The 26,390-nt window shown below is 73.2% G+C and carries 19 protein-coding genes; 13 read left to right on the plus strand and 6 right to left on the minus strand.

The annotated features are described in order from the left end of the window. The coding region (locus ACIRGB_RS16255) for an ATP-binding protein (RefSeq protein ID WP_403864480.1) at positions 1-1,071 on the minus strand (1,071 nt) is incomplete at its 3' end. Between the two features lie 339 nt (positions 1,072-1,410). On the opposite strand from ACIRGB_RS16255, the gene ACIRGB_RS16260 reads away from it, so the two are divergent. The 3 genes from ACIRGB_RS16260 to ACIRGB_RS16270 all read left to right on the plus strand — a co-directional run bounded on the left by ACIRGB_RS16260 (position 1,411) and on the right by ACIRGB_RS16270 (position 5,067). Further along, positions 1,411-2,094, plus strand: a complete 684-nt coding sequence (locus ACIRGB_RS16260) for a LuxR C-terminal-related transcriptional regulator (protein ID WP_403864483.1) — start codon at positions 1,411-1,413, stop codon at positions 2,092-2,094. A 196-nt stretch (positions 2,095-2,290) separates the two neighbouring features. Then, positions 2,291-2,968, plus strand: a complete 678-nt coding sequence (locus tag ACIRGB_RS16265; protein ID WP_403864486.1) for a DUF4255 domain-containing protein — start codon at positions 2,291-2,293, stop codon at positions 2,966-2,968. A gap of 5 nt (positions 2,969-2,973) precedes the next feature. Next, positions 2,974-5,067, plus strand: a complete 2,094-nt coding sequence (locus ACIRGB_RS16270; RefSeq protein ID WP_403864893.1) for an ATP-binding protein — start codon at positions 2,974-2,976, stop codon at positions 5,065-5,067. Positions 5,068-5,088: 21 nt separating this feature from the next. Here the strand turns inward: ACIRGB_RS16270 and ACIRGB_RS16275 are convergent, their stop codons facing one another. The 5 genes from ACIRGB_RS16275 to ACIRGB_RS16295 all read right to left on the minus strand — a co-directional run bounded on the left by ACIRGB_RS16275 (position 5,089) and on the right by ACIRGB_RS16295 (position 13,359). After that, positions 5,089-6,549, minus strand: coding sequence for an RICIN domain-containing protein (locus tag ACIRGB_RS16275; protein WP_403864489.1), 1,461 nt, complete (start codon positions 6,547-6,549; stop codon positions 5,089-5,091). A gap of 98 nt (positions 6,550-6,647) precedes the next feature. Beyond that, positions 6,648-8,087 (minus strand): RICIN domain-containing protein, encoded by a 1,440-nt coding sequence (locus ACIRGB_RS16280; RefSeq protein WP_403864492.1) that lies wholly within the window; start codon positions 8,085-8,087, stop codon positions 6,648-6,650. Between the two features lie 75 nt (positions 8,088-8,162). After that, positions 8,163-9,602 (minus strand): hydrolase, encoded by a 1,440-nt coding sequence (locus ACIRGB_RS16285; RefSeq protein WP_403864495.1) that lies wholly within the window; start codon positions 9,600-9,602, stop codon positions 8,163-8,165. 90 nt (positions 9,603-9,692) lie between these two features. Further along, entirely contained in the window at positions 9,693-10,424 is a 732-nt protein-coding gene (locus tag ACIRGB_RS16290) for a DUF4157 domain-containing protein (protein ID WP_403864498.1), read from the minus strand. Between the two features lie 127 nt (positions 10,425-10,551). Continuing rightward, entirely contained in the window at positions 10,552-13,359 is a 2,808-nt protein-coding gene (locus tag ACIRGB_RS16295) for a hypothetical protein (RefSeq protein WP_403864501.1), read from the minus strand. 457 nt (positions 13,360-13,816) lie between these two features. Here ACIRGB_RS16295 and ACIRGB_RS16300 point away from each other — a divergent pair, with 457 nt between their 5' ends. The 10 genes from ACIRGB_RS16300 to ACIRGB_RS16345 all read left to right on the plus strand — a co-directional run bounded on the left by ACIRGB_RS16300 (position 13,817) and on the right by ACIRGB_RS16345 (position 26,382). Further along, the gene (locus ACIRGB_RS16300; RefSeq protein ID WP_403864504.1) at positions 13,817-15,421 is read left to right on the plus strand and encodes a phage tail sheath subtilisin-like domain-containing protein; all 1,605 of its coding nucleotides are present in this window, start codon (positions 13,817-13,819) and stop codon (positions 15,419-15,421) included. Positions 15,422-15,473: 52 nt separating this feature from the next. Continuing rightward, positions 15,474-15,923, plus strand: coding sequence for a phage tail protein (locus tag ACIRGB_RS16305; RefSeq protein ID WP_007450914.1), 450 nt, complete (start codon positions 15,474-15,476; stop codon positions 15,921-15,923). Next, on the plus strand, positions 15,923-16,456 hold the full coding sequence (locus ACIRGB_RS16310; RefSeq protein WP_403864507.1) for a hypothetical protein: 534 nt from the start codon (positions 15,923-15,925) through the stop codon (positions 16,454-16,456). Before ACIRGB_RS16305 ends, ACIRGB_RS16310 begins: the two co-directional genes overlap by 1 nt. Next, positions 16,453-16,611, plus strand: coding sequence for a DUF6760 family protein (locus ACIRGB_RS16315; RefSeq protein ID WP_007450918.1), 159 nt, complete (start codon positions 16,453-16,455; stop codon positions 16,609-16,611). Before ACIRGB_RS16310 ends, ACIRGB_RS16315 begins: the two co-directional genes overlap by 4 nt. A gap of 183 nt (positions 16,612-16,794) precedes the next feature. Beyond that, on the plus strand, positions 16,795-20,736 hold the full coding sequence (locus tag ACIRGB_RS16320) for a hypothetical protein (protein WP_403864510.1): 3,942 nt from the start codon (positions 16,795-16,797) through the stop codon (positions 20,734-20,736). Between the two features lie 90 nt (positions 20,737-20,826). Next, entirely contained in the window at positions 20,827-21,249 is a 423-nt protein-coding gene (locus ACIRGB_RS16325) for a phage tail protein (protein WP_003974727.1), read from the plus strand. Positions 21,250-21,277: 28 nt separating this feature from the next. Beyond that, on the plus strand, positions 21,278-22,000 hold the full coding sequence (locus ACIRGB_RS16330; protein WP_403864514.1) for a LysM peptidoglycan-binding domain-containing protein: 723 nt from the start codon (positions 21,278-21,280) through the stop codon (positions 21,998-22,000). Continuing rightward, the gene (locus ACIRGB_RS16335; RefSeq protein WP_403864517.1) at positions 22,000-23,940 is read left to right on the plus strand and encodes a VgrG-related protein; all 1,941 of its coding nucleotides are present in this window, start codon (positions 22,000-22,002) and stop codon (positions 23,938-23,940) included. Before ACIRGB_RS16330 ends, ACIRGB_RS16335 begins: the two co-directional genes overlap by 1 nt. A 31-nt stretch (positions 23,941-23,971) precedes the next feature. Further along, on the plus strand, positions 23,972-24,424 hold the full coding sequence (locus tag ACIRGB_RS16340; protein WP_003974730.1) for a GPW/gp25 family protein: 453 nt from the start codon (positions 23,972-23,974) through the stop codon (positions 24,422-24,424). Next, positions 24,424-26,382 (plus strand): putative baseplate assembly protein, encoded by a 1,959-nt coding sequence (locus ACIRGB_RS16345; RefSeq protein WP_403864520.1) that lies wholly within the window; start codon positions 24,424-24,426, stop codon positions 26,380-26,382. The genes ACIRGB_RS16340 and ACIRGB_RS16345 overlap by 1 nt, the downstream gene beginning before the upstream one ends. Positions 26,383-26,390 lie beyond the last annotated feature (8 nt).

Here is a 26,390-nt window from a genome sequence, read left to right on the forward strand (position 1 = left end):
CGACGCCGCCCGCGAGGACCCGGCGCCGAACGACGACGCCGAACGGTACCCGCCTTCCAACGGCGACGCCTGCCGGTACACACCGTCCGACGGGGGCGCCTGCCCGAACACCGCGTCCGACGACGCCGCCTGCGAGGACCCGGCGCCGAACGGCGACACCTGGCGGTACGCGCCGTCCGATGCCGGTGTCCGTGGGTGCGGGAGGGCATGCCGAAGCGCGCCTCGGCCGTCCGGTGGGCCCGCGGGCCAGGCCTGTTCCAGGGCGGCGAGGCAGCGGGCCACGTCGGCCGTCGCAGGGCCCGCGCTGCGCAGCCACCAGGAGACGGCGGCCGGGTAGGACCCGGGGTACAGCGCGGCGCAACTGTCCGGCACGGGCGGGACGCCCTCGGGGTGCGGGGTGCCGCCGAGGTCGTCCAGCAGGGCGTGCAGGAGCAGCGGACTGCCCGCCCCGGCCCGCACGCACTCCTCGACCCACCGCGCCGGCGCGTCCGGGAAGGCGTCCCGGACCAGCCCGGCCGCCGCCGCGTCGCTGAGCGGGGCGAGGGTGTGGGTGCGCACCAGGGACGGCGACAGCGCCTGGGTGAGTCCGGCGGGGCGCGGTTCGACGTCGTACTGGCTGCGCTCGGTGGCGACCAGCAGTACCGGTAATCGGTCGACGTGCCGGGCCGCCTCCGTCAGCCAGCGGCGCGAGGACTCGTCGGCGAGGTGGACGTCGTCGACGGCCACCAGCACCGGGCCCTCGGCCGCGTACCCGCGCAGCAGCCGCCACAGCCGGGCCGCGCTGCTCCGGTCGTCGCCGCCCGGCGCCGTGTCCGTGAACTCCGGTACCGGGCCGAGCAGGTGGAGGACCATGGCGAAGGGCACCGACGTGTCCTCGGGCGAGCAGCGCACCCGCAGCACCCGCAGACCGCGGTCCTCGGCGTGCCGGGCGGCGGTCTCCAGCACGGCGGTGCGTCCGGTGCCGGTGGCGCCGCGCAGCAGGACGAGGCGGCCGGTGCCGGCCCGTGCGCGCTCGATCTCGACGGCCAGCAGCGCGTGGGCGTCGTCGCGTTCACGGAGCGATCCGGTCATCGGTGCCTCCTGTGGTGGATGGTGCTCCCCCGGTGTGAGACGAACGACTGCGGTGAACGGTGGTGCGAAGTGGCGCGCGTCACGGTGGCCCGCGGCCGTCTCCACGGGCCCCGCCTCCTTGCGGTACCCCGGTGACCTGCCGGGACGCCCGCTCCACGGCCGCTCGTGGCGGTCGGCGCCCTGGTCTCGTGGTGTGCCTCGTGGTGCTCCACGATTGCGAAGTCCCACCAGCCCCACAAGTGTGGAACACGCTCATCCGCTACCGGCCTGTACGGCACAGCGGGCACGTGAACAGGGGGGAAACGGTTGCTCAACTCACCCCGGAACACCACCACATCCATGACGTCCACCACGCCCACGGCCACCTCCACGGCCCACGGAACCGGCAAAGCGGTCGGCGGCATCGACCGGCGCGTCCCGGTGGCGGTGACCGCTCCGGACCCGATCAGCCGCGAGGGTGCCGTCAGCCAGCTGCGCCGGCACCCGGAGATCGACCTGCGCGAGGAGTCGGGGCCCGGCACGGTGGCCCTGCTCATCGAGGACGCGCTCGACGACGCGGCGCTCACCCGGCTGCGCCGGATCGTGCGCAGCGAGGGCGCGCGTGCGGTGCTGGTGATCGGCGCGATCCGCGAGAGCGAACTGCTCGACGTCGTCGAGTGCGGCGTCGGCGCCATCGTGTGGCGGCACGAGGCCACCGCCCACCGGCTGGTGCAGGCCGTCCTGGCCGCCTCGCGCGGCGACGGCGACCTGCCCGCGGACCTGCTGGGCCGGCTCATCAGCCAGGTGGGCACCCTGCACCGCGGCGCGGCGGGTCGCCCCGGCGCACCTTCGCTGGGCCTCGCACCCCGAGAGGTGGACGTCCTGCGGCTGGTCGCCGAGGGTCTCGACACCGGAGAGATCGCCGGCAAGTTGTCCTACTCCGAACGCACGGTCAAGAACGTCATGCACGGACTCACCACGCGGCTCCATCTGCGCAACCGCGCCCACGCCGTGGCCTATGCCCTGCGGGAAGGCTACATCTGACCGAACGGGCAATCGAAGGCGGACCCTTCGGTCCGTACGGGCAGGGCTTCCTGCCCGTACGTCGTCCCCGCCGCGCGTGCGGCCGGACGGGCCCGGAGGAACGATCGGTGACAGGCACATCGGTGGCGGCCATCGGTGACCGGCGGCAGCGGGCGGGCCGTGCGGACCCGAGTGCGGCCAGGGCAGGAGCGCGAGCGTGATCCACGAGGTGGACGAGGTCCTCAAGGCCCTCCTCAAGGGCGGGGCCTTGACGGACTCGGGCATCGACGTGGCCTTCGAGGCGCCCACCCGTGACTGGGCGGCCCGGCGCAACGCCCCCGTCGTCAACGCCTACTTGTACGACATCCGCGAAGACGTGAGCCGGCGGCACCGCGGCCATGTAGCGGTGCGCGACCAGGACGAAATCGTCGTCAAGCGCCGTCAGCCGCCCCGCTGGTTCCGGCTGTCATACCTGGTGACCGCCTGGACGAAGACCCCGCAGGACGAACACCGGCTGCTGTCCGCCGTACTGGCGACCCTGCTGCCCCGCGAGCAACTTCCCCCCTACGAACTACCCGGCGCACTCGGCGCGATGGGGCTCCCGATGCCGATGACGGTGGCCGGCGCCCAGACCGAGTCCCGTTCCCTCGCCGAGATCTGGTCCGCCCTGGGCGGCGAGCTGAAGCCGTCCCTCGACCTGGTGCTCACCGTGCCCTTCCCGGCCTTCCCCGAGTACGACGCCGGGCCCCCGGTCACCGAGGGCGCGACGGTCCGGGTCGGCGGCATCGAGGGCGACCCGCCGATGTCCGAGGGCCGCTCGCACCGGCCGCACCAGGTGGCGGCGGCCCGCGCCGCCCGCAAGGCCGTGACGGACGGCCGTAAGAAACGGCAGTGACGACAGTGACGACCGCGAACACCCAGGCCCCCGCCCACGGTCCCGCCACCGCCTCCCCCACCGGCCCACCGGCCGCCGCCCCGCCCGGCGACTCCGGCGACTGCGGCCGGGCGCTGCTCGCCCGGCTCGAAGCCCTGCGGGACCGGGTGGCCGCGCTGGTCGAGCACCGCACCGCCGACGACCCCACGGCCGACGACCCGCTGCGCGGCCTGTACCTGCCCGACGAGGCCGTCCACCACCTGCTGCGCACCTGGCCGTCCGCCGACGCCCAGCCCGTGGCCCCGGCCGCGCCGGTGCCCGTGGAGCCCGTCGCCGCGGGCACGCCGGCCGGCCCCGGGGACCGGCTGGCCCGGCTGGCCGGGACGGCGCGGCTGACCGAGCTGGACACGGCCGCCCTGCTCGTCGCCCTCGCCCCCGACGTCGACCGCACCTTCGAGCCGCTCTACGGCTACCTCAACAACGACGTGAGCCGCCGCCGCGCCACCGTGGGCCTCGCCCTCGACCTGTGCGGGGTGCCCGCGCACCTGGCGTCGGCCCGCGCCCGCTTCCACGCCTCGGCCCCGCTGCGCGCCCTCGGCCTGCTGGAGGTCGAGGAGCCCGAGCGCCCCTTCCTGACCCGTTCGCTGCGCGTCCCGGACCGGCTCATCGGCCACCTCCTGGGCGACGACGACCCGGACGCCGCGCTCCTCGGCCTGCTGCTCCCGATGCCGGACCCGCTGCCCGCCGCGGGCGACGACGCCGACGCCTTCGTCCGGCGGCTGGCCGCCCGGCTGACGGACGGCCCGCTCACCGCCTATCTGCGCGAACCGCGCGAGGGTGACGGCCTGGCCGCCCTCGCCACCGTCCTGGACGCCGCGGGCATCGACGCGCTGCGCTGCACCGACCCCGAGGACCACGTACCCGAGCTGCTGCGCGAGGCCCGCCTCGGCGGCCGGGCGATCGTGGTGTCGGGCCTGCCCGAGAAGCCGGGCCCGCTGGTGCGGGCGCTGACCGCCGCGACCGACGTGACCGTACTGATGACGGACCCGCGCCCCTACGACCCGCACTGGGCCCCGGCCGACCCGCTCGTCCTGGACGCGCCGGGCCGCCGGGCCGGTGGCGTGGCCGTCTGGCGGGCCGCGCTGGGCGCCGACGCCGACGGGTTCGACCTGGCCACGGCCGTCGCCCCGTACCGGCTCGGCGGCGACCGCATCCAGCGGGCCGCGCAGACCGCCCGGGCCCTGGCCGCCTTCGACGGCACCCCGGTCGACGCCGAGCACGTCCGGCTCGCCGCCCGGCGGCAGTCGGCCTCCGGGCTGGAGAGCCACGCCCGCCGGATCCGGCCGGACGTGGACTGGCAGGACCTGGTGCTGCCGCACAAGCCCCTGGTCCAGCTCCGCGAGCTGGCCCTGCGCGCCCGCCACCGCGACCGGGTCCTGGGCGACTGGCGGCTCAGCGCGGGCGGCGGCCGGGGCCGGGGCGTCCTCGGCCTGTTCGCGGGCGAGTCCGGCACCGGCAAGACCCTGTCGGCCGAGGTGGTCGCCGCCGACCTGGGCCTCGACCTGTACGTGGTCCAGTTGTCGTCGGTCGTCGACAAGTACGTCGGTGAGACCGAGAAGAACCTGGAGCGGATCTTCACGGAGGCCGACCGCACGGACGCCGTGCTCCTCTTCGACGAGGCCGACGCCGTCTTCGGCAAGCGCTCCGAGGTCAAGGACGCCCACGACAAGTACGCCAACATGGAGAGCGCCTACCTGCTCCAGCGGCTGGAGTCCTTCGACGGCATCGCCCTGCTCACCACCAACCTGCGCGCCAACATCGACGAGGCGTTCACCCGGCGCCTGGACCTGGTCGTCGACTTCCCGTTCCCGGACGTCGAGCAGCGCCTGGCGCTGTGGCGGCACAGTCTGTCGCGGGTCCCGTCCTCCGACGGCATCGACCCGGGGGCGCTGGCCCGGGACTTCGAGCTGGCCGGCGGTTCGATCCGCAGCGCGGTCGTCACGGCCGCGTACCTCGCCGCCGGACGCGACGACATGGTGACGGCGGACGACCTCCTGGAGGGCGCCCGCCGTGAGTACCGCAAGGCCGGGAGACTGGTCCCGGGCGAAGGCGGCTGGTGACCGCCGGGTCCGCCCGGGCCCTCAGCCCTTCTTCGGGTGGATGATCTCCCACTCCTGGTCGTCGACGTTGCTGCAGTTGTCCAGCACCAGCTTGGAGAAGAGGGCGCCGCCGTTCGCGCCCTCCACACCGAGGCACTTCTGGTTGCTGGCGAAGTTGCGGATCCAGTAGTCGCCGCTCTCCTGCTTGTCGACCCACCAGAGCTGGTTGTCGGTCGAGGTGGTGCTGTCGCAGTGGAACTCGGTGACGGGCGTCCCCACGGCGGCGGACCCGTGGTTGGGCAGGTCCATGCAGAACCGGTCCTTGATGTTCCGGACCTGGAAGAGCGGTGCCCCGCCGGGGCCGCCCTTCTCGTACTTCACCTCGAGGTCCCAGATCTGGTTGTCCCCGTCGGTGTCGTCGCAGACGGCCTGCTGGACGGGTCCGTCGGGTACGCCCTTCTCCCGCCCGGGGAGTTCGGCGCACATGTGGCTGGTGGTGTTCCGCAGCAGGATGTTCTTGGCGGGCACCACCGGCTTCGCGGCCGGCTTCGCCGCGGGCTTCTTGGACTCCCCGCCGCCCCCACCGCCTCCGCCCTTGTCGCCGCCGCCGTCCTTCTCCGGCTCCTGCGGGGCCGTCGGCTGCTGCACCTGGGGCTGCTCGGCGGGCGCGGACTCGGCGCTGCTGGGCAGCGTCTCCGGGCTCGCACTCGGACTGGGCGCGAGGGCCGCCCCGGCCTGCTCCGTCTGCTCCGTCGCACTGGTGCGGACCTGCGGCTTGTACGCGATCCAGATCATCACGAACGCGATCGCCAACGCGAGGAAGATCCCGAAGAACGTGGCGAGCCAGCGCGGCAGGAACCCACGCTGGACATACGTCCCCTCGATCTCGGTCGGATCGACCCCGGACCGGCGGACCGCCAGCGTGTAGGGCCGCTCTTCCTTCGCCCCGAACCAGATGATCCGCTTCGGCTTCAGCGTCGTCTCGACGAAGGCCGCACGGCCCGGGTCGATCTGGACATTGCCCGGACGCACCTCGTACGACAGATGATCCCCGTGATCACTGCCCGCGATCGACGCGGTCACCTTGGTGTTGCCGAGGTTGTCCACGGCGAGCCGCGGCCGGCCACGGAACCGGCCCTTGACTGTCGGCGGCACCAACTCGGCCCGCACCTCAGTGAAGGCGGTGATCGTCAGGTTCCCCTCCGGGACCGTCACCGCGTCCGGATGCTCCGTCGGCACAATCCGCACCGCGTACGGATTCGGACCCGCCACCGCATCCGGAGTCCGCGGCGGAGCGAACGTCAGCTCCACCGTGCCGGTCGTCCCCGGATACAACCGCAGGGTCTGCGGCTCCACCGTCGTCCAGGGAGCCACGTCCCCGACCGGTTCGAACCGGTACTCGTCGACGACATCACCGGTATTACGCACCCTCAGGCGCACACGCGTACTGCTGCCGGGGTCCACAGTCGCGGACGCGGGCTCCAGGGAAGTCCACAGGCTCACACGCCGACGCTACGGGTCAACTCCGCGTACGTCAGCGGCACTCGGGGCAGTACTCGCTGCCCCAAGGTGCCTGATCGTACGACTTTTCGGACCCGGCGTCAGTCCTTCGACGGGCGGATGATCTGCCACTCCTGGTCGTCGGTGTTGGTGCAGGTGGCGATGTTCAGCGGAGTCTCGGTGCCGCCGTTCTGGCCCTTGACGTTCAGGCACCTGTGGTTGCTGGCGAAGTTGCGGATCCAGTAGTCCCCGCTCGCCTGCTTGTCGATCCACCACAGCTGGTTGTCCGCCTTGGTGCCGTCGCAGTGGAACTCGGCCACCCCCGTTCCCTCCGGGCGAGCGCCGTATTCACCCAGGTCCATGCACAGCTGGTCCGTGACATTGCGGATCTGGAAGAGCTTGACCCCGTTGGGACCGCCGTGCTCGTACTTGACCTCGAGGTTCCAGTACTGGTTGTCGCCCTCTTCGTGGCAGTTGGCCTGCTGGACGACTCCGTTGATCTTGCCCTTTTCCCGTCCGGGGATGTCGGCGCACATGTGGGTGGTGGCGTTGCGCAGCATGACGTTCATGGCGGGGACCACGTCCGGCTTCGTCGCGGGCTTCGTGGCCTGCCCGCCCCCGCCGCCACCGCTGTCACCGCCGCCGCCACCGGCGCCGTCGTCCTCGGGCTTCTCGGAGGCCGACTGCTCGGGCTCCACCTCGGGCGCGGACTCGGGGCTGCTCGGCAGCGTCTCCGGACTCGCACTCGGACTGGGCGCGAGGGCCGCCCCGGCCTGCTCCGTCTGCTCCGTCGCACTCGTGCGGACCTGCGGCTTGTACGCGATCCAGATCATCACGAACGCGATCGCCACCGCCAGGAAGATCCCGAAGAACGTGGCGAGCCAGCGCGGCAGAAACCCACGCTGGACATACGTCCCCTCGATCTCGGTCGGATCGACCCCCGACCGGCGGACCGCCAGCGTGTACGGCCGCTCCTCCTTCGCACCGAACCAGATGACCCGCTTCGGCTTCAGCGTCGTCTCGACCAAGGCCGCACGACCCGGATCGATCTGCACATTGCCCGGACGCACCTCGTACGACAGATGATCACCATGATCACTGCCCGCGACCGAAGCCGTCACCTTCGTATTGCCCAGGTTGTCCACCGCCAGCCGCGGCCGGCCACGGAACCGGCCCTTCACCGTCGGCGGCACCAACTCGGCCCGCACCTCGGAGAAGGCGGTGATCGTCAGGTTCCCCTCCGGGACCGTCACCGCGTCCGGATGCTCCGTCGGCAGGATCCGCACCGCGTACGGATTCGGACCCGCCACCGCATCCGGAGTCCGCGGCGGAGCGAACGTCAGCTCCACCGTCCCCGTCGTCCCCGGATACAAACGAAGCGTCGGCGGCTCCACCGTCGTCCAGGGAGCCACATCCCCGACGGGCTCGAACCGGTACTCGTCGACGACATCACCGGTGTTGCGGACCCGCAGGCGCACACGCGTGCTGCTGCCGGGGTCGACGGTGGTGGACGCGGGCTCCAGCGAAGTCCAAAGGCTCACACGCCGACGCTACGCGGGGCTTTGCCGGGACGTCAGGAGTCGCAAGGGCAAAGCCGGTTGCCCTTGCATACGCCGTCAGACCGTGATGCGCACCGCTTCCAGCTGGAGTCGGTCGTTCTCCATGTTGCTGCCGAAGTACCGCCAGTTGCCGGGCTCGGTGCAGCCCTGCTTCTGCCAGCCCTTGTCCTTCACGTGGGTGTTGGGGCAGACGGTGCCTTCGACGGTCTTGAGGGTGAACCCCTCCATCGCCGAGACCGCCTCCTTGGTGCTGCCCAGGTACATGTCGGTCTTGTCGGGGGCACTCTTCCAGTCGTCGCCCGTCAGCCATCCCTCGACGACATGGGCTCCGTTGCCCGTCACCCCCTTGGTCCCGGACACGGCGATGTTCAGGGCCTTGATCGGGAGGTTCTTGCCGACCGTGCCGGCCTCGGCACCGTCGCAGACCGGGGCCTGCCAGCCGTGGTCGGCCACGTAGGCGCGGTAGCAGATGTGCCGGCCCTCGCTGCGCGCGGCGACCTCCTTCACGGCCGTGGCCGCGGTGCGTACGGGCGGCTTGGGCTTCTTGGACTCGCCGCCACCCCCACCGCCGCCTCCGCCCTTGTCGCCGCCGCCCCCGCCGTCGCTCTTCTCCGACTCCTGGGGGGCCGTCGGCTGCTGCACCTGCGGCTGCTCGGCCGGCGCGGGCGCGGGGCTGCTCGGCAGCGTCTCCGGGCTCGCACTCGGACTGGGCGCGAGGGCCGCACCGGCCTGCTCCGTCTGTTCAGTCGCACTGGTGCGGACCTGCGGCTTGTACGCGATCCAGATCATCACGAACGCGATCGCCAGCGCCAGGAAGATCCCGAAGAACGTCGCCAGCCAGCGCGGCAGGAACCCACGCTGGACGTAGGTGCCCTCGATCTCGGTCGGGTCGACCCCGGACCGGCGTACCGCCAGCGTGTAGGGCCGCTCTTCCTTCGCCCCGAACCAGATGATCCGCTTGGGCTTCAGCGTCGTCTCGACGAAGGCCGCACGACCCGGGTCGATCTGCACATTGCCCGGACGCACCTCGTAGGACAGATGGTCCCCGTGATCACTGCCCGCGATCGAAGCCGTCACCTTCGTATTGCCCAGGTTGTCCACCGCGAGCCGCGGCCGGCCACGGAACCGCCCCTTCACCGTCGGCGGCACCAACTCCGCCCGCACCTCGGAGAAGGCGGTGATCGTCAGGTTCCCCTCCGGAACCGTCACCGCGTCCGGATGCTCCGTCGGCACAATCCGCACCGCGTACGGATTCGGACCCGCCACCGCATCCGGAGTCCGCGGCGGAGCGAACGTCAGCTCCACCGTCCCCGTCGTCCCCGGATACAACCGCAGGGTCTGCGGCTCCACCGTCGTCCAGGGAGCCACATCCCCGACCGGTTCGAACCGGTACTCGTCGACGACATCACCGGTATTACGCACCCTCAGGCGCACACGCGTACTACTGCCGGGGTCCACAGTCGCGGACGCGGGCTCCAGCGAAGTCCACAGGCTCACACGCCGACGCTATGGGTGGCCCGACACGGCGTCAGGTCCCGTCAGGGCACGATGCGTTGCCCTAAAGGACCCTTCGCGGGACGCCCGGGACTACTGCGCGTCCTCCACGTCGTCCGAGACCGCGCGTTGGGCGACGAGGGACGGGGCGATGGAGTCCCCGGCCTTGAAGGCCGCCCCGTCGTTCACCGCCGCGACCTCGGAACTCTGGCTCGGGTCCGTGACGGCGGGGCTGCCACCGCTCGCGCTGCCTGTCTCCGTGATGCCCTTGCTGTTCTTGTCGAGGTGGCTGGCCTCGTGGGCGAGGATCTCCTCGTTGCCGAGGGCGGACGGGCCGAGGAACACGTCCATACCGATCGTCATGGCCTCGGCCCCCATGGCCGCCGTCGCGCGCTGGGCGATAGGACCCGTGTGCATGCGGGCGCCGGCGAGGGCGGGATTCTGGTAGAAGGACACCGCCTTGTTGAGGAAGGACCCGGGGAGCGACGAACTGGACGACTCCTTGGCCTCGGCCAGGAGCTGGTGCTGCCCCTCCGGGCTCCGGTCGTCGATCCCGTCGTGCCCGCAGCCCGCGCCGTGCTGGTGCGAGCCCGTGTCGATGCGACGCTGGACGGTGTGCCCGCAGCCGGGGCCGTGCTGGTGCGCGTCCCGGGCGACGACCCGCTGGACGGCGGCGTTGCCGGCGGAGCTCTGGAGCGCCGAGATCGTCGCCGGGGACATGGGCGCTCCGCTCACTGCGGTGGTGGGCGCGGGCGCGGCCCGGTGGGGCACACGGCCGCCCCGGGCGGCCGACTGGTCGGCGGCTTCCTCGTGCGCGCGCACCATGCGCTCCCTTCGACACCGGACGTGTGACCCTCAGCCTTACCGGAGCCGCCCCGCCGCCGACAGGTCTGCGCGGGCAACGCCGGGGGCAACGTCCCCCGGTGTCGCGTCCGGTCGCGGCGCAGGGCGCTCAGAGCGAGGCGAGCTGTTTGGCTATCGCCTCTTCCCAGTCCTTCTGCTGCTCGGGGTCGTTGAGCGACGCCTCCCACTCCTCCGGCTTCTGGTTGTGGTGCTCCGGGCCGCACTTGAGGGCCTTGAGGAAGTCACGCGCTTCCCTCCGGATGTCCTCGGGGACGTCCTTGCCCACGGGGACGGCCGGTCCGGCCGCGACCGCGTAGATCTCCTGCGCCCTGAGCTGCCGCTTTCCCTGCTTGATGGGGTGCGACACCATGAACGCCTCCTTCCACGCGTCACGCCTCCTGCCCCGCCTGCTCGTGCCGTCCTTGGACATCCTGGGCGCCTCGGACGTCTCGGCCGCCTCGGTCTCCTTGGGCTCCTCGGTTCCCTCCTGAGCCAGCGTGGTGCGGGCGTAACGGTCCGGCTGCCGTACCGAGATGTACCGCTTGTTGGCCTTCTTCACGCCCTTCTTGACGGCCAGGCCGCCCAGGAGCGCCGCGGTCGTGCCGCCTGCGACGCCGGGCGCGATCCCGCCGGTGACCGCGCCCGAAGCGGCCGCGATGGCCACGGCACCGGCTGCGATACGCGCGGCGTTGCCCGCCAGGTTGGCGAAGCGGTGCCCCAGCTTCCACTTCTTCTTGTGCACCACGTACTCCCGCGCGGCGGCCATATGCTCCTGCACCTCTGCCCTGAGGCTCTCGATGCGGGCCCGCCGCTCCTCGACGGCGTCCAGCGCGGCCTGCGCGTCCGGACCGTCCAGTGCGTCCCCCAGCCTGGACGACGCCTGCGCCAGGTCGGCGGTGGCCGTGCCCAGGTCGTCCAGTACGTCCTGGAGTTTCCGCTCGCGCTTCGCGGCCACGCCGCGGAAGTGCTCCTTCAGTTCCTTGCGCTGGGCGTGGGTGTTCTTGATGACCGCGGTGTCGCGGGCGGCGACCAGCGCGGAGAACGAGATGGTGAGGGCACCGCCGGCATCCCCGAGTGCGGCCACCCCCGCCACGTCCCCGGCGGTCTTCGCGCTGGTGTTGGAGATCTTCAGGACGTCGTTGGCGGCCATTTGGGAGTTCGTCGCCAGGCCGAGGGGCTTGCCCACCCAGTTCTTCCGGTGCGCGTGGGAAGCCGGGCCCGAGTCATGGCGCTTGCCGGCCGCGTCCTTGATCGTCGCGATGTCGTTCACGGTCCCGGTCGCGTCACTGAGGAGGTTGATCGGGTTCTCGACATGCTGCTGGACCAGGTTGTCGCGCACCGTCCCGGTGTCCCCGTGCTTCGACGCCTCCGCCGCGTACACCCCGCCGGGCGGCGCGGTGGCGCGGAGCGCCGCGGTGTCGGGGATGTCGACCCACGGCTTGGACTTGGCGGAGGCCTTCTTGACCGCGTGCCCGGCGCCCTCGGCCGCGCGCGCGGCACCGTTGCGCGAGGCGCCGCCCGTCTTCCCGGCCGCCTCCCCCGCCGTCTTGCCGGCCGCTTCCGCCGCCTTCTCCTCGGCCGCCTTCTCCTCCGCGGCCTTCTTCTCGGTCGCCTTCGCCGCGGTCAGCGCCGTCCTCGCCGCGGTTTCGGTCGCCGCCTGGTCCTGATGCCCCTGCGCCGCGGCCGCCGCCTGCTGCCGGGCTTCGGTGGCGTCCCGCCCATGCCGTGCCGCCTCGGCGAGGGCGGCGTCCCTCGCCGTCTGCTTGTCCCCCGCGGTCCTCGCGTGCCCGGCCGCTTCGGTCCGGGCCTCCTCGGCCTTGTCGTAGGCGTCCTTCGCGTCCCTCTGGTGCCTGGCCGCCGCCTGCTCGGCGGCTTCGCGTGCCTCGGTCGCGGCCTTGGCCTTGCGGTCCAGCTTCTCCGCCAGCTCCGCGGAGTCCTTCGCGTTCTTGTCCGCCTCGTCCCGGAGTTCGGTGGCCTCCTCGTGGTCTTCGTCCGCCTTCGCCCGCGACGCACCGGCCGCCCCGGCCTCTTCGCTCTTCTCCCGCGCCTCTTCCCTGGCGGTCTTCACCCCCTTCAGCGCCTTGGCCAGTTCGACGGTCCGCTTCCTCATGCTCTGCGCGAACCGCTCCTCGGACTCCGCCTCGACCTCGGCCTCGGCGGCCTGCTCCTGCGCCTTGTCCTCGGCCTCCCCCGCCCGGCGCGCCGCTTCGTCGGCGGCCTTCAACTGCGCCGCGGCCTCCTCGGCCTCCCGCGTGAACCGGCGCACCCTCTCTTCGGCTTCCGCCTGGCTCTTCCGGGCGTCCGCGATGGTTGCCGAGAGGGCGTTCACCAAGTCCTCGGCGGCCTTCCGCCGCTGCTCGGCGGCCTCGGCCTCCTTCGTGAACCCTTCCGCCTGTTCGCGGGCTTCCCTGGCGGCCGCGCCCTTGCGCTCCTCGGTCTCGCCGTGCCTCCCGGCCGCCTTGGTGGCGCTCTGCTGCCGCTTCGTCGCCGCCTTCGCCCGGTCCGTGGCGCCCTGCGCCCTTCCGAGCGAGTCCTTCTCCCCCTGCTGCTCGGTCCGGACCTCCCCGTCGAGCGCGTCCGCCCTGTCCCGGGCGGCCGTCTCCTTCTTGCGTGCCTCGCTCGCCTTCCCGGACCAGGTCCACACGTCGGCCGCGGCGTCGGCCCGTGCCCGTGAGGCCGCCGAGACCGTCGCCTTCTGCTCCGCCACGTCGTTCTCGGCCGCCTGCCGCCCGGTCGCCGCGTCCTGCACCCGGCGCGTCTCACCACCCGACCGCTCGGGCTCCGTCACCGGCGTGATCTCCAGGTCGTCCGCCGTCGACGTGGTCGCACGTGCCTGCGCAGCGGCCTGGGGCAGCTCCGCGGTATCGGCCGCCCGCTGGACCGCCGTGCCGGCCGCGCGCTGGATCGCCGTGGTCACGGCCCGGTTTCCCGCCGCGGCCTGAAGCGAGGCTAGGGGCGGTGACTGACGCGCCTGCGGTCGAGGCCGCGCCGGAGCGGCTCCCGCCGGGTGGTGTCTGTGCGTGTGGTTCAAGCGGTCCGACACGGACGATCCCCTCCTGACACCCCGTCACCGTCCCCGCCCGACGCGGGGCAGCGCCCCGGTGCGGCGGGACGGCGCGCCCCGAAACGGGGCTTGATCGCAAGATGACATCCTGGCGAACTGACAGTCGACACAAGACGTTGAATCAGAAACGCCAGAGGTACGCCAGGGGTCTTCGGGGGAAAGGACCGGGAAGATCCGGGAGTCTGCCCCAATGGGCACGATCAGGGGCAAGGAACATGCCCCTGTCCCGGCACCCGGGGACGTTTCGGCGACGGCAACGCGCGCGTGAGGCTGAGGGGCGTCCTGTCTCGTACCCCGAGGAGAGCAGAGCATGCCGTCCTACCTGTCGCCCGGCGTCTACGTCGAGGAGGTGGCCAGCGGCTCGCGCCCGATCGAGGGAGTGGGCACGTCGGTGGCGGCCTTCGTCGGTCTCGCCCCGACCGGCCCGCTGAACGAGCCCACGCTGGTGACCAACTGGACGCAGTACGTCGCGGCCTTCGGTGACTTCACCGGCGGGTACTACCTCGCGCACTCCGTCTACGGGTTCTTCAACAACGGCGGCTCCGCCGTCTACGTCGTCCGCGTCGGCGGTTCGGCCGACGACGCCGCCGCCGACGGCACGGTGAACGGCACGGCCGCTCCCGCCGCCGTCACCGGCAGCACCGCCAAGGCACTGCCCGCCGCGGAGCCCAAGCAGCTCGGCACGTTCGCCGTGACGGCCAACGCCGCCGGCCAGAGCGGCCCGCTGACCGTCGAGGTCGCCGACCCCGAGGGCGAAGGCCCCGCCGAGCGCTTCAAGCTGATCGTCAAGGACGGCGACAAGCCGGTCGAGACCTTCGACGTCAGCGCCAAGAAGGGCAACCGCTCCTACGTCGTCACGCAGGTCAAGGAGCGCTCCAAGCTCATCACCGTGACCGAGGCCGCGCCGTCCGCGCAGCTGGTCCGGCCGGAGAACCAGACCCTGACGCTGCCCGCGCCGCCGTCCGCCGCCCCCGCCGTTCCGGTCGAGCAGGCCGAGAGCGCGCACCCCGGGCCGGCCCAGTACCTCGGTGACTCCGCGGACCGCACCGGCTTCGGCGGCCTGGAGGCGATCGACGAGATCTCCATGGTCGCGGTGCCCGACCTGATGGCCGCCTACCAGCGCGGCGCGATCGACCTGGAGGCCGTCAAGGCCGTCCAGCTCGGTCTCATAGCCCACTGCGAACTGATGGGCGACCGCGTCGCGATCATCGACCCGCCGCCCAGCCAGAACGCCCGCCAGATCCGCGTCTGGCGCCAGGAGACGGCCGGTTACGACTCCAAGTACGCGGCCCTGTACTACCCCTGGATCAAGTCCTTCGACCCGGCCACCGGCCAGTCCCGCCTGGTCCCGCCGAGCGGCCACGTCGCCGGCATCTGGGCCCGCAACGACTCCGAGCGCGGCGTGCACAAGGCCCCCGCCAACGAGGTCGTCCGCGGCGCCGTCGACCTGGAGCTCCAGATCACCCGCGGCGAGCAGGACCTGCTCAACCCGATCGGCGTCAACTGCATCCGCTCCTTCCCCGGCCGCGGCATCCGCGTCTGGGGTGCGCGCACCCTCTCCTCCGACCCGGCGTGGCGCTACCTGAACATCCGCCGGTACTTCAACTACCTGGAGGAGTCGATCCTGATCGGCACCCAGTGGGTGGTGTTCGAGCCGAACGACCACAACCTCTGGGCCCGCATCCGCCGCAACGTCTCCGCGTTCCTGGTCAACGAGTGGCGCAACGGCGCCCTCTTCGGCCAGAGCCCCGACCAGGCCTACTACGTCAAGTGCGACGAGGAGACCAACCCGCCGGAGTCCGTCGACCTCGGCCGGGTCGTCTGCGAGATCGGCATCGCGCCGGTCAAGCCCGCCGAGTTCGTCATCTTCCGGCTCGCCCAGTTCTCCAGCGGCGGCGGCGAACTGGACGAGTAGGCGGATCGCGCCCCCGCCCTTGTCCCACCTCCTCTAGAAGGACAGCGAACTCATGTCTCTCCCCAAACCTGAAGACGTACTCGTCGCACCGAATTTCGGCATCCAGATCGACGGTGTGATGGTCGAGTACCTCAACTCGGTCTCCAACCTTCAGATCGAGCAGGACGTCATCAAGTACCAGCAGAACCAGGGCACGACGGGACGCAACAACGTCACCCTGATGCCGGGCGTGGCCAAGGACGGCTCGGTCCAGGTCGAACGCGGTATGAGCCAGTCGTCGGTGTTCACCCAGTGGATCAACGACTCCATGGCGGGCCGGATGGCCACCGCCCGCAAGAACGCCACGATCATCGTGATGGACTACGAGGACAACCCGGTCAAGCGCTGGAACCTGCGCAACGCCTGGTGCAGCAAGGTCGTGGCGGGCACCCTGAAGGCGGGTGACACCAACGCGCTCACCGAGACCATCACCATCGTGTTCGAAGAACTGGTCGTCGAGTAATGCGCCGTAGCACCGCCAAGGCACCCGCCGCGGCACCCCAGACCGCGGCGGCGGGAGCGGACTTCCCCCGTTCGGCTCCCGCCGCCGCGCCCACGGAGGCGCCGGCCGGTTCTCCGGCCGGCCCTCCCGCCGGGCCCCCCGTCGACACCACCCCGAGGCAGCAGTTGCAGACCGAGTTCCCCTTCGAGCTGCCGCGCGGGTACGTCGACGAGTCGGGCACGGTGCACCGGGACGGTGTGATGCGCCTGTCGACGGCACGGGACGAGCTGATCCCGCTGCGCGACGTGCGGGTGCAGGAGAACCCGGCGTACCTGTCGGTGGTGCTGCTCGGCCGGGTCATCACCCGGCTGGGCACGCTGGCGATGGTGCACGACGGCATCGTGGAGAACATGTTCGCCTCCGACCTGGCGTTCCTCCAGGACTTCTACCGCCAGATCAACGCGGAGGGGCACACCCGCGCGGCCGTCGAGTGCCCGCACTGCTCGGAGCCCTTCGAGGTGGAACTCGGCGGGAGCCGCCTGGGGGAATCGTGACGTACGCGACCGACCGGCTGCACGAGGAGATCGCGTACGTCGCCTACCACTTCCACTGGAGCCTGGAGGCGATCCTGGACCTGGAACACCAGGACCGCCGCCGGTACACGGACCAGATCGCGTCCCTCGTGACGCGAGGCACGGCGGAGGGCTGATCGGTGGGACTCCTGGACCGGCTGCGGGGCCGTAGTAACGACGGCGGAGAGAACGGGAACGGGGGCGGGTCCGCTGCATCGGCGGCGGGCTCGCCCGCGGAGACGGGTCCGCCCGCGGACACCGGCTCGCGTCCGGACCCGGGCGCGGGCGCAAGCACGGCACCCGCGTCCGCGCCCGGCCCCGTGGCCGTCGCCGCCTGGACGGGCCTGCCGCCGATCCAGCGCGCCACGGGCGCGCACCGTACGGGGGTGGCGGACGCCGCGTTCGGCGGCCGCCTCCCGACGTGGCAGGACCCGTCGTTCACCCGGGCGCCGTCCCCGGCGGTACTCGACCCGGCGGCCGGCGACAGCCTGCTGTCCGGCGCCTTCGACACCCCGGCCCGTCCGTCCTCCTCCACGCCCCTGGGCCGCCCGGCCTCCACACCGCCGGTGCAGCGGATGCCGGTCGCGCCGCTGCGCGCGATACCGGCCGACGCCCCGGCCGCTCCCACGGGGTCCGCCCCTCGGGCGCGCGGTGCCGCGTCGGGGGGTACGCCGGGTCCCACGCCGACGGCGGCCACGTCGTCGGCCACGCCCGCGGCCACGCCGGTCCAGCGGGCGCGTTCCGCCGGGACGGCGTCGTCCGCCGTGCCCGCGAACCCCCCGGCCCAGGCCCCCCGCGGGGTCCGGGTGACCCCGGCGCCGCCCGCCGCCCCGCGCCCGCGGCAGTCGCTGACCAAGGCCCCGTCCGGATCGCCGGCCGTGCAGCGCCGCGCGTTGCCGGCCAGCCCGGCCAGCCCCCGGACCACCGGAGCCGCCCCGGCGCCCTCCGGCACGGCCTCCTCCGGCACGGCGCCCTCCGGCACGGCGCCCTCGTCGCCGGACGCCGACCGAGCGGACCCCGGCTCGGCACCGGCCGGGGACGCCTCCCCGGCCCTCGGTTCCGTCGCCCCGGCGCCCGCGCCGACCGGTGCACCCGTGCAGCGGGCGGTACCCGCGCCCGGGACCACACCGACGCCCGGCGACGCGACGGCACCGGCCGCCCCGGTACGGCGGCCCGGCGGCGGCAGCCCGGCGACCCCCGCCGCACCGGCCAACAGCGGCTCCCCGTCCGGCACACCGCCGGTCCAGCGCACCGCCGCCCGGCCCTCCAGCCCCGCGACGGACACCCCGGCAGGACGCGGCACCCCGCGGCCCGGGAGCACCAACCCGCCAGCCACCGCACCGGGCAACAGCACCACGCCCACCACACCGCCGGTCCAGCGGACCACCGCACGACCGGCCAGCGCCAGCAGCAACCAGGCTTCGGCATCGGCCAACACCGGCACCTCGCCCGGCACACCGCCCGTCCAACGGGCCACCGCACAACCAACCGGCGGCACCAACCAGGCTGCGGCACCGGCCAACACCGGCTCCACGCCCGGCACACCGGCCGTCCAGCGGGCCACTGCACGACCGACCGGCGCCAGCAGCAACCAGGCTGCGACACCGGCCAACAGCGGCACCACACCCGGCACCGCGCCCGCCCAACGGGCCACCGCACAACCAACCGGCGGCACCACCCAGGCTTCGGCACCGGCCAACAGCGGCACCTCGCCCGGCACACCGCCCGTCCAGCGCGCCGCCGTCCGACCGTCCAGCCCGGCGACGGACACCCCGGCAGGACGCGGCACCCCGCGCACCGGCAGCAACAACCCGGCGACCCCCGCACCGGCCAACAGCGGCACGCCCACCACTCCCCCCGTCCAGCGTGCCGCCGCACAGCCCGAGAGCGGCGCCGCAGCGGACACCCCGGTACGGCGAACCCCGGCACCGTCCGGCAGCGGCAACCCGGAGGCCACCGCACCGGCCGGCAACGGCAACGTGTCCAGCGCACCGCCGGTCCAGCGCGCCGCCGCACAACCGTCCGGCGCCGGCAACCCGCCGCCCCCCGCACCGGCCGACAGCAGCTCCGCGCCCGGCACACCGCAGGTCCAGCGCGCCACCGCACAGCCCTCCAGCCCCGCGTCGGCCGACGCTCCGGGCACCGGCCCCGCGCCCGCCACCCCGGCCCGGCGGCCCGCCGTACGTCCCGGCAGCGGCCCGGCGTCGGCACCGACGGGCAGCGGCGCCCCAGCCTCGACACCGCCGGTGCAGCGTGCCGTGCGCCGCACGGACGGCGGCACGACTCCCCCGGCGGGCAACGACGCACCCGCCACCCGGCGCGCCACCGCGCAGCCCGACCGTCCCGCCTCCGCCGGTGACCGCCGGGCCGGTGCACCGGAGACCACGACGACCGGCGCCCCGGTGCAACGGGCCGTCCCGCAGCCCGAGTCGGGGTCCCACACCCCCGTGCGGCCGGTCACGCCCGCGTCCGGCGCCACGGCAGACGCGGCGCGGGGCGAGGCCGCCCCGGTGCGCCGGGCGGACTCCCGGCCCGCCGCCAATCCGGCGTCCGGTACCGGCACTGCGCCCACCGGCGGCACAGCGGCCCCCGCACCCTCGCCCTCGGCGGGTGCCGTCCCCACCGGTCCCCCGGTCCAGCGCGCCGTGTCACCGGCCGACGGTCCCGCCGCAGGGACCCCCGCCCGGCGGGCCACGGCCCCGATCACCCCGCCCCCGGGGCCGGGCGGCGACACCGCGGCCCCGTCCCCCGCACGACCCACCGGCACCGGCACCGGCGACGCCGCCGGAAGCCAACGGCCCTCCGCGACCGCCTCCGGCGTCCCCGCGTCCCCGGCCGGGCAGCCCCCCGTCCAGCGCCGGGCGTCGGCCGCCCAGCCGTCGCGCCCCGCGCAGCCGTCCACGGCTCAACCCGGCGACGCACCACGACCCCCGGTCCAGCGGGCACCGGAACGGCGGACCGACGCCCCAAGCGCGCCCCCCGCCACACCGGCGGCCCCGACGGCCCCGACGGAGCCATCGGCACCGGCCGCACCGAACCCCGCGACCACGCCCACCGCACCCGCCACGCCCACCGCGCCCGGCACCCGTACCGCGCCTACCCCCGCCGTACCGCCGTCCCGGCCGGAGACCGGCACGACGGCCACCCCGGCGACCCCCGTGCAGCGCAGCGCGGCCGCGCGGCGTCCGGGGCTCGGCGCGCCCATGTCCTCCGGCCCGGTCAGCGCCGTACGCCCGGCCGTGACGCCGACACCGACGCAGTCACCGGCACCGGCGTCCACCACCACCCCGGCGGGACCGGCCGGGGCGCCCGCGCGTCGTTCTCCGCTCGGCGCGCCCCTCTCCGCGCCCCCGCCCGACACCAGGTCGCTCACCACCCGTTCCCCGGCGCCGGTGCCCTCCGCGCCCGAGGGCCGCACGGCCCCGCCCGTCCAGCGGGCCACCACCCAGCCCCTCCCGCCCGCGGCACCCCCGTTCACGACCACGACCACGGCCATGCCCGCGGCACCCCCCTTCACGACCGCAACCAGCGCCATGCCCTCCGCACCGCCCTTCACGACCACGACCAGCGGCATGCCCTCCGCACCGCCCTTCACGACCACGACCACGCCAACGCCCCCCGCGGCGCCGCGCCTCACGCCTCCGCCGCTGCCCGGCGGCGGCGGGTCCGCGCCCCCCGTCATCCAGCGCGCGCCCGCCAGGGCCGTACCCCTGCGCAAGCCCGTGTCCCCCGGCGGCGCCGCCACCGGGGCCCCGCTCCCGGTGGCCCCGCTCACCCCGCCCCGGCCGTCGGCGGCCCGGCCCGAGCTGCCCGTCGCCGCACAGGCGGCGCCCGCGCCGACGCCCGCGAACACCGCACCGGAGGCCCCCGCGAGCGCCGCGTCCGCCGACATGCCGCCGGTCCAGCGGTTCTCCTTCCGCCGCTCCGCACGCACCACCGCCACCCTGGCCTCGCACACGGCCGCCACCGTGCTGGACAACCTGACCCGGCTGCACACCCCGTCCCGGCCGCAGCCGAACGACCCGCCGCCCCCGTACAGCGACCCGCCGCCGCCGTACGAGGCGGGCTCGGGCGGCCGGCCCCCCGAGGACCCCCCGCCCGGGTACACGGCGGTCCCCGAAGGCGGGTTCGACCCGCGGGAACTCACCGACTTCCAGCTCGACGAACTGGTGCACCGGATCATCGGCCGCGTCACCCGGCTCGTCCGCACCGAACTGCGTATGGACCGCGAACGGATCGGCAGACTGCGCGACCCGCGCTGACCGGACCGCGCCGGCCCCCGCCGGACGGCCGGACCGCCCCGAGGGCACGCCCGCCCGCCACCGTTCCCCGACAAGAAAGGTCGACCCCCGATGACCCGTAAGGACCCGGGCTCTTCCATCTGGTTCAGCCTCGCCATCGACGGCGAGAGCCTCGGCTACTTCAACGGGTGCGAGGGCCTGTCGACCCAGGTGGAGGTGGAACAGCGCCAGGAGGGCGGCAACAACGGCTTCGTCTGGCAGCTGCCCACCCGCGTCACCTACTCCAACATCCGGCTGACCCGCCCCCTCACCCCGGACACGGCGAAGGTCGCCAAGTGGATCTCGTCCGTGCAGACCGGCATCCAGCGGCCCACCGCGCAGATCTCCGCCCTGCGCGCGGACGGGTCGCTGGTCGCCCGCTGGGGGCTGATCGACGTCCTGCCCGTCAGCTGGCAGGGCCCCAGCCTCGACCCCGGCAGCGCGTCCGTGGCCAACGAGGTCCTGGAGATCGCCCACCACGGGTTCACGGACTGACGGCGCCGCGGAGCAGAGAGGAAGAACCATGGCCAAGAGCAGCAAGGGCGCCGGCAAGAGCCTCGTACGCGCCAACCTCGCCATCCACGAGCCGCCCACCGGCAAGTCCACCTCGCCGGGTGCGCTGATCAAGCGGTTCCCGTTCGAGTTCAACCCGGCGCAGCTCTCGATCAGTCAGCGCTCGCAGTGGAAGTCGACCCCGACGGCGGCCGTGCGGAAGGCCGCGAAGCCGCAGTTCATGGGGGCCGAGCCGCGGGAGATGACCCTGGAGATCTTCCTGGACTCCTCGATGAAGCCCGGCGGCAACACCGTCATGAAGAAGGTCGAGTCGCTGCTGATCTGCTGCGAGGTCACCGCCAAGAGCCTGGCCGCCAAGCAGCCGTCACCGCCCTGGGTGATCTTCGAGTGGGGCTCGTTCTCCACGGCCCGGTTCAACGCCTACGTCGCCTCCATCGAGACCCAGTACACGCTCTTCGGCACCGCCGGTGTCCCCATCCGCGCCACCTGCCAGATGGCGCTGGTGGAGATTCCCGGCCCGACCCCGAGGCAGAACCCGACCTCCGGCGCCCTCACCGCCCAGCGCGTGCACCGGGTCGTCGCGGGGGACTCGCTCCAGTCGCTGGCCTGGAGCGAGTACGGCAGCGCCAACGCGTGGCGGGTGATCGCCGAGGCCAACGGCATCGACGACCCGGCCCGCCTGCCGACCGGTACCGAACTCATCCTGCCGGCCACCGAGGAGGTGCCTCGCTGATGGTGCGTCCCGCCTTCTCCAGCATCGTCGAGGTGAAGATCGGTGGCGCCCCGCTGTCCGACACCGTCGCCCCGATGCTCACCGACGGATGGGTCGACCAGGGCGTCAACGTGCCCGCGGCGTTCCGGCTCACCTTCCGCGACCCCCACCACAAGCTCCTCGGCGACCTGAACGTGCAGTTCGGCACCAAGGTCGTCATCACGCCGATCGCCGACGGCGAGGGCAAGGGCAATCCCCTGCTGACCGGTGAGGTCACCGGCCTGGAGGCCGACTACGACGGCACCGGCAGCTTCACCGTCATCCGCGGCTACGACTACGGGCACCGGCTGATGCGCCAGCGCCGGGTGGCCGCGTACCGCAATCAGAAAGCGTCCGACATCGCCCGCAAGCTCGTGGCGATGGACGGCGTCTCCATCGGCCGCATCCAGGCGACCAAGGGCACCTACGCGTTCATCTCCCAGTCCAACGTCACCGACTGGGACTTCCTCGCCCGGCTCGCCGACGAGAACAAGATGATCATGTACCTGGACTCCAAGGGGAAGTTCCGGTTCGTCACGCCGAAGCCGTCGGCCGGCGCGCCCTCGCCGAACACGGACGGCGACCAGAGCACCTTCGTCCTCCAGGCCGAACACGACATCCTGCGGCTGCGGGCCGCCGTCACCGCCGCCGACCAGATCGGCAAGGTCGAGTCGCGCGGCTGGAACGTCACCACCAAGAAGAAGATCACCGAGACCGCGCCGGCCACCACCGACCCCGGCATCAACATCAAGTGGACGCCCGGCACGGCCGCCGGCAAGTTCAAGCCCGGCAAACTCGTCGAGACCGCCCACCCCTACGACAAGCAGGACGAGGTCCAGAACGCCGCGAAGGCCCTCGCCGCCGACGTCACCGCCTCCTTCGCCGAGCTGGAGGTCGCCGCCAAGGGCCACCCCGACCTGCGGCCCGGCGTCCCCGTCGCCCTCGCCGACGTCGGCACCCCCTTCGAGGGCAAGTACACCGTCACCTCGGTACGCCACCACTTCGGCGACGGCGTCCCCTACGAGTCCTGGATCACGGTCAGCGGACGCCAGTGGCGTTCCCTGTACGGGCTCGCCTCGGGCGGCGGCGGGGGCGGCGGCGCCGACCCGGCGAGCGCCGCCCGGCTGCCCAGCGTCGCCAACGCCATCGTCACCGACGTACAGGACCCCCTCAAGCAGGGCAGGGTCAAGTTGCAGTTCCCGTGGCTGGACGACACCTACGTCAGCGACTGGACGCGCAGCGTCCAGATGGGCGGCGTGGCGGGCGGCGGCATCTTCCCCATGGACGTCGGCGACGAGGTGCTGGTCGCCTTCGACCGGGGGGCGCTGGACCACCCGTTCGTGATCGGCGGCCTCTACAACGGCCGGGACGTGCCGACCAAGAGCGACGTGCCCCTGCACGACGGCCTGAAGAAGAAGGCCGTACGGCACACCCTGTCCGACCGCCAGGGCAACCGCGTCGACCTGCTCAGCCAGCGCACCGGCGGGCGCAAGCAGGGCGTGCGGATCGCCAGCGGCAACGACCGGCTGACCATCAACCTCGACCGCACCAAGACCGAGATCACCGTCGACAGCAAGGGCTCCGTCAGCATCACCGGCAGCCGCTCGGTGTCGGTGGAGGCGGGCGGGCGCCTGTCGCTCACCGCCGGAAGCGCCCTGAACATCAAGAGCGGCGGCCCGCTCAGCATCCAGGGCGGCAGCTCGGTCAACATCGGGAGCGCGGGCGCGGTCGGGGTGAACGCGGGAGCGGCCCTGAACCTGTCGGGGACCGCCGCCGTGAACCTGACCAGCGCCATCACCAACATCACCGGTGGGGTCAGCCTCACGTTGAACTCGCCCATGACGAAGGTCACGGGAGCGAGCTTCGCGGTCCTGGCCCCCTCGTTCAAGGTCAACACGATCCCCACGCCCGGCGCGGTATGAGCCGCTCCCGAGGAAGCCAGGAGGTCCTCTGATGGCCGAACAGTTCGTCGGCTCCGGCTGGTCGTTCCCCCTGCGGATCGGGCCCACCGGCGGGATCGCCCTCGTCAGCGGCGAGCAGGAGGTGGAGGAGGCCATGCGGCTGATCCTCGCCACCGCACCCGGAGAGCGGCCGATGCGCCCGGAGTTCGGCTGCGCCATCCACGACCTCGTCTTCGCCCCCGTCAACGAGCAGACGGCGGGCCGCATCCAGCACGAGGTCTATGTCACCCTGGACCGCTGGGAACCACGCATCGAGGTCCACGACGTCGACGTCACCACCGGCGAGGAGCAGAACGTCCTCTTCATCGACGTCCGTTACTCGATCCGCGGCACCAACAACCCGCGCAGCCTCGTGTTCCCGTTCTACGTCATCCCCTCCCACGACGAGCCCGACCTTCCCGACGCTCCGGCCGGTCTCCCGGGCTCTCCCGAAAGCGACCGCTGATGCCCCTGCCCTCTCCCAACCTCGACGACCGCCGCTTCCAGCAGTTCGTCGACGATGCCAAGCGCTACATCCAGCAGCGCGCCCCGGAGTGGACCGACCACAACGTCTCGGACCCCGGCGTCACGCTCGTCGAGACGGTGGCCCACATGGCCGACCAGATCGTCTACCGGCTCAACCGGGTCCCGGACAAGAACCACCTCGCCTTCCTGGACCTGGTCGGCATCACGCTGTTCCCGCCGTCGGCCGCGCGCACGGACGTCACCTTCTGGCTCTCCGCGCCGCAGGAGGACGCGATCCTCGTCCCGGTCGGCACCGAGGTCGCCACCCTGCGCACCGAGCGCGACGAGGCCGTCGTGTTCGCCACCGAGCACGACCTGCGCATCGTCCCGTGCACGATGAGCCGGCTGGTGACGCAGGTCAGCGGAGAGGCCGTCAGCGACCGCACCACGGACCTCGCCGAGAGCAAGGACGTGCTGTGCTTCGCCGAGGCGCCCAACCCCGGCGACTGCATGCTCATCGGCCTCAGCGCCGCCGTCCCGGACTGCGCGCTCGCCCTCGAACTCGACAGCCGCGTCGACGGCGTCGGTGTCGACCCGCGCCAGCCGCCGCTGGTGTGGGAGGCCTGGACCGAGGACGGCTGGCAGTCCTGCGAGGTCGACCGCGACGGCACCGGTGGTCTCAACCGGCCCGGCGACGTCGTGCTGCACATACCCGGCGGGCACGTCCTGTCCCGCAACGGCGGCCACGAGGCCGGCTGGATCCGCTGCCGGGTCACCGAACCGCTGACCGGCCAGCCCTTCTACACCACCTCGCCGACCATCCGTTCCGCCGAGGCCTACACCATCGGCGGCACCACCGGCTCCATCCACGCCGAGACCATCCTCGACGAGCCGCTCGGCGAGTCCACCGGCCTGCCCGGCCAGCGGCTGCGGCTCGAACACGCCCCCGTCGTCGCCGGGGAGCCGTCCGTCCTCCTCCAGACCGCCGCCGACGACGGCTGGCAGGACTGGCGGGTCGTCCCGCACTTCGCCGGCTCCCACCCCGACGACCACCACATCACGGTCGACGCCACCACCGGCGAGATCGCCTTCGGCCCCGCCGTCCGCGAGGCCGACGGCAGCCTGCGCCAGTACGGTGCCGTCCCGCCCAAGGGCGCCGTCATCCGCGCCCGCCGCTACCGCACCGGCGGGGGCAGGGCGGGCAACGTGGCCCGCGGTGCCGTACAGGTGCTGCGCACCTCCATCCCGTACGTCTCCGAGGTCGTCAACCGCGAGGCCGCCCGCGGCGGCGTCGACGGCGAGACCATCGAGGAGGCCAAGCTCCGGGCCCCCATCACGCTGCGCGCCCAGGAACGCGCCGTCACCCTGCGCGACTACGAGGAACTCGCCCGCCGCGCCGCCCCCGAGACCGCCCGCATCACCTGCCTGGAGGGCGCGGAGAACGAGTACGGCGCCCACGCCGTCCGCGTCCTCGTCGTGCCCCAGGCCGTCCCGGACCCCGGCGGACGCCTGCGCTTCGAGCAACTCGTCCCCGGTGACGCCCTGTTGAACCGCATCACCCGCCACCTCGACGAACGCCGTCTGATCGGCACCCGGCTCGCCGTCGGCCCGCCCTACTACCAGGGCGTCACCGTCGTCGCCACCGTCCACGCCTTCCGCGACGTGGACGCCGACCGCGTGCGCCGGCAGACCCACGACGCCCTCTACCGCCACCTCGACCCGCTCACCGGCGGCGCCGACGGCAAGGGCTGGCCCTTCGGCCGCCCCGTGCAGACCGGCGAGCTGTTCGCCGTCCTCCAGCGCGTCCCCGGCGTGGAACTCGTCGACGAGGTCGTCCTGCACCCGGCCGACCCGCTGACCGGCAAGCGCGGCGACCCCACCAACCGCATCGACCTCGACGCACCCGCCCTGGTCTTCTCCTACGACCACCGGGTCCGCGTGATCGGGGACGGCGCGTGACGTCCGCC

It is taken from the genome of Streptomyces sp. NPDC102490 (assembly GCF_044765285.1).
GTDB lineage: Bacteria > Actinomycetota > Actinomycetes > Streptomycetales > Streptomycetaceae > Streptomyces.

Coding starts and splice junctions, on each gene's coding strand:
- ACIRGB_RS16260 (WP_403864483.1), top strand. CDS start 1,411: ATGACGTCCACCACGCCCACGGCCACCTCCACGGCCCACGGAACCGGC.
- ACIRGB_RS16290 (WP_403864498.1), bottom strand. CDS start 10,424: ATGGTGCGCGCGCACGAGGAAGCCGCCGACCAGTCGGCCGCCCGGGGC.
- ACIRGB_RS16300 (WP_403864504.1), top strand. CDS start 13,817: ATGCCGTCCTACCTGTCGCCCGGCGTCTACGTCGAGGAGGTGGCCAGC.
- ACIRGB_RS16305 (WP_007450914.1), top strand. CDS start 15,474: ATGTCTCTCCCCAAACCTGAAGACGTACTCGTCGCACCGAATTTCGGC.
- ACIRGB_RS16310 (WP_403864507.1), top strand. CDS start 15,923: ATGCGCCGTAGCACCGCCAAGGCACCCGCCGCGGCACCCCAGACCGCG.
- ACIRGB_RS16325 (WP_003974727.1), top strand. CDS start 20,827: ATGACCCGTAAGGACCCGGGCTCTTCCATCTGGTTCAGCCTCGCCATC.
- ACIRGB_RS16330 (WP_403864514.1), top strand. CDS start 21,278: ATGGCCAAGAGCAGCAAGGGCGCCGGCAAGAGCCTCGTACGCGCCAAC.
- ACIRGB_RS16335 (WP_403864517.1), top strand. CDS start 22,000: ATGGTGCGTCCCGCCTTCTCCAGCATCGTCGAGGTGAAGATCGGTGGC.
- ACIRGB_RS16340 (WP_003974730.1), top strand. CDS start 23,972: ATGGCCGAACAGTTCGTCGGCTCCGGCTGGTCGTTCCCCCTGCGGATC.
- ACIRGB_RS16345 (WP_403864520.1), top strand. CDS start 24,424: ATGCCCCTGCCCTCTCCCAACCTCGACGACCGCCGCTTCCAGCAGTTC.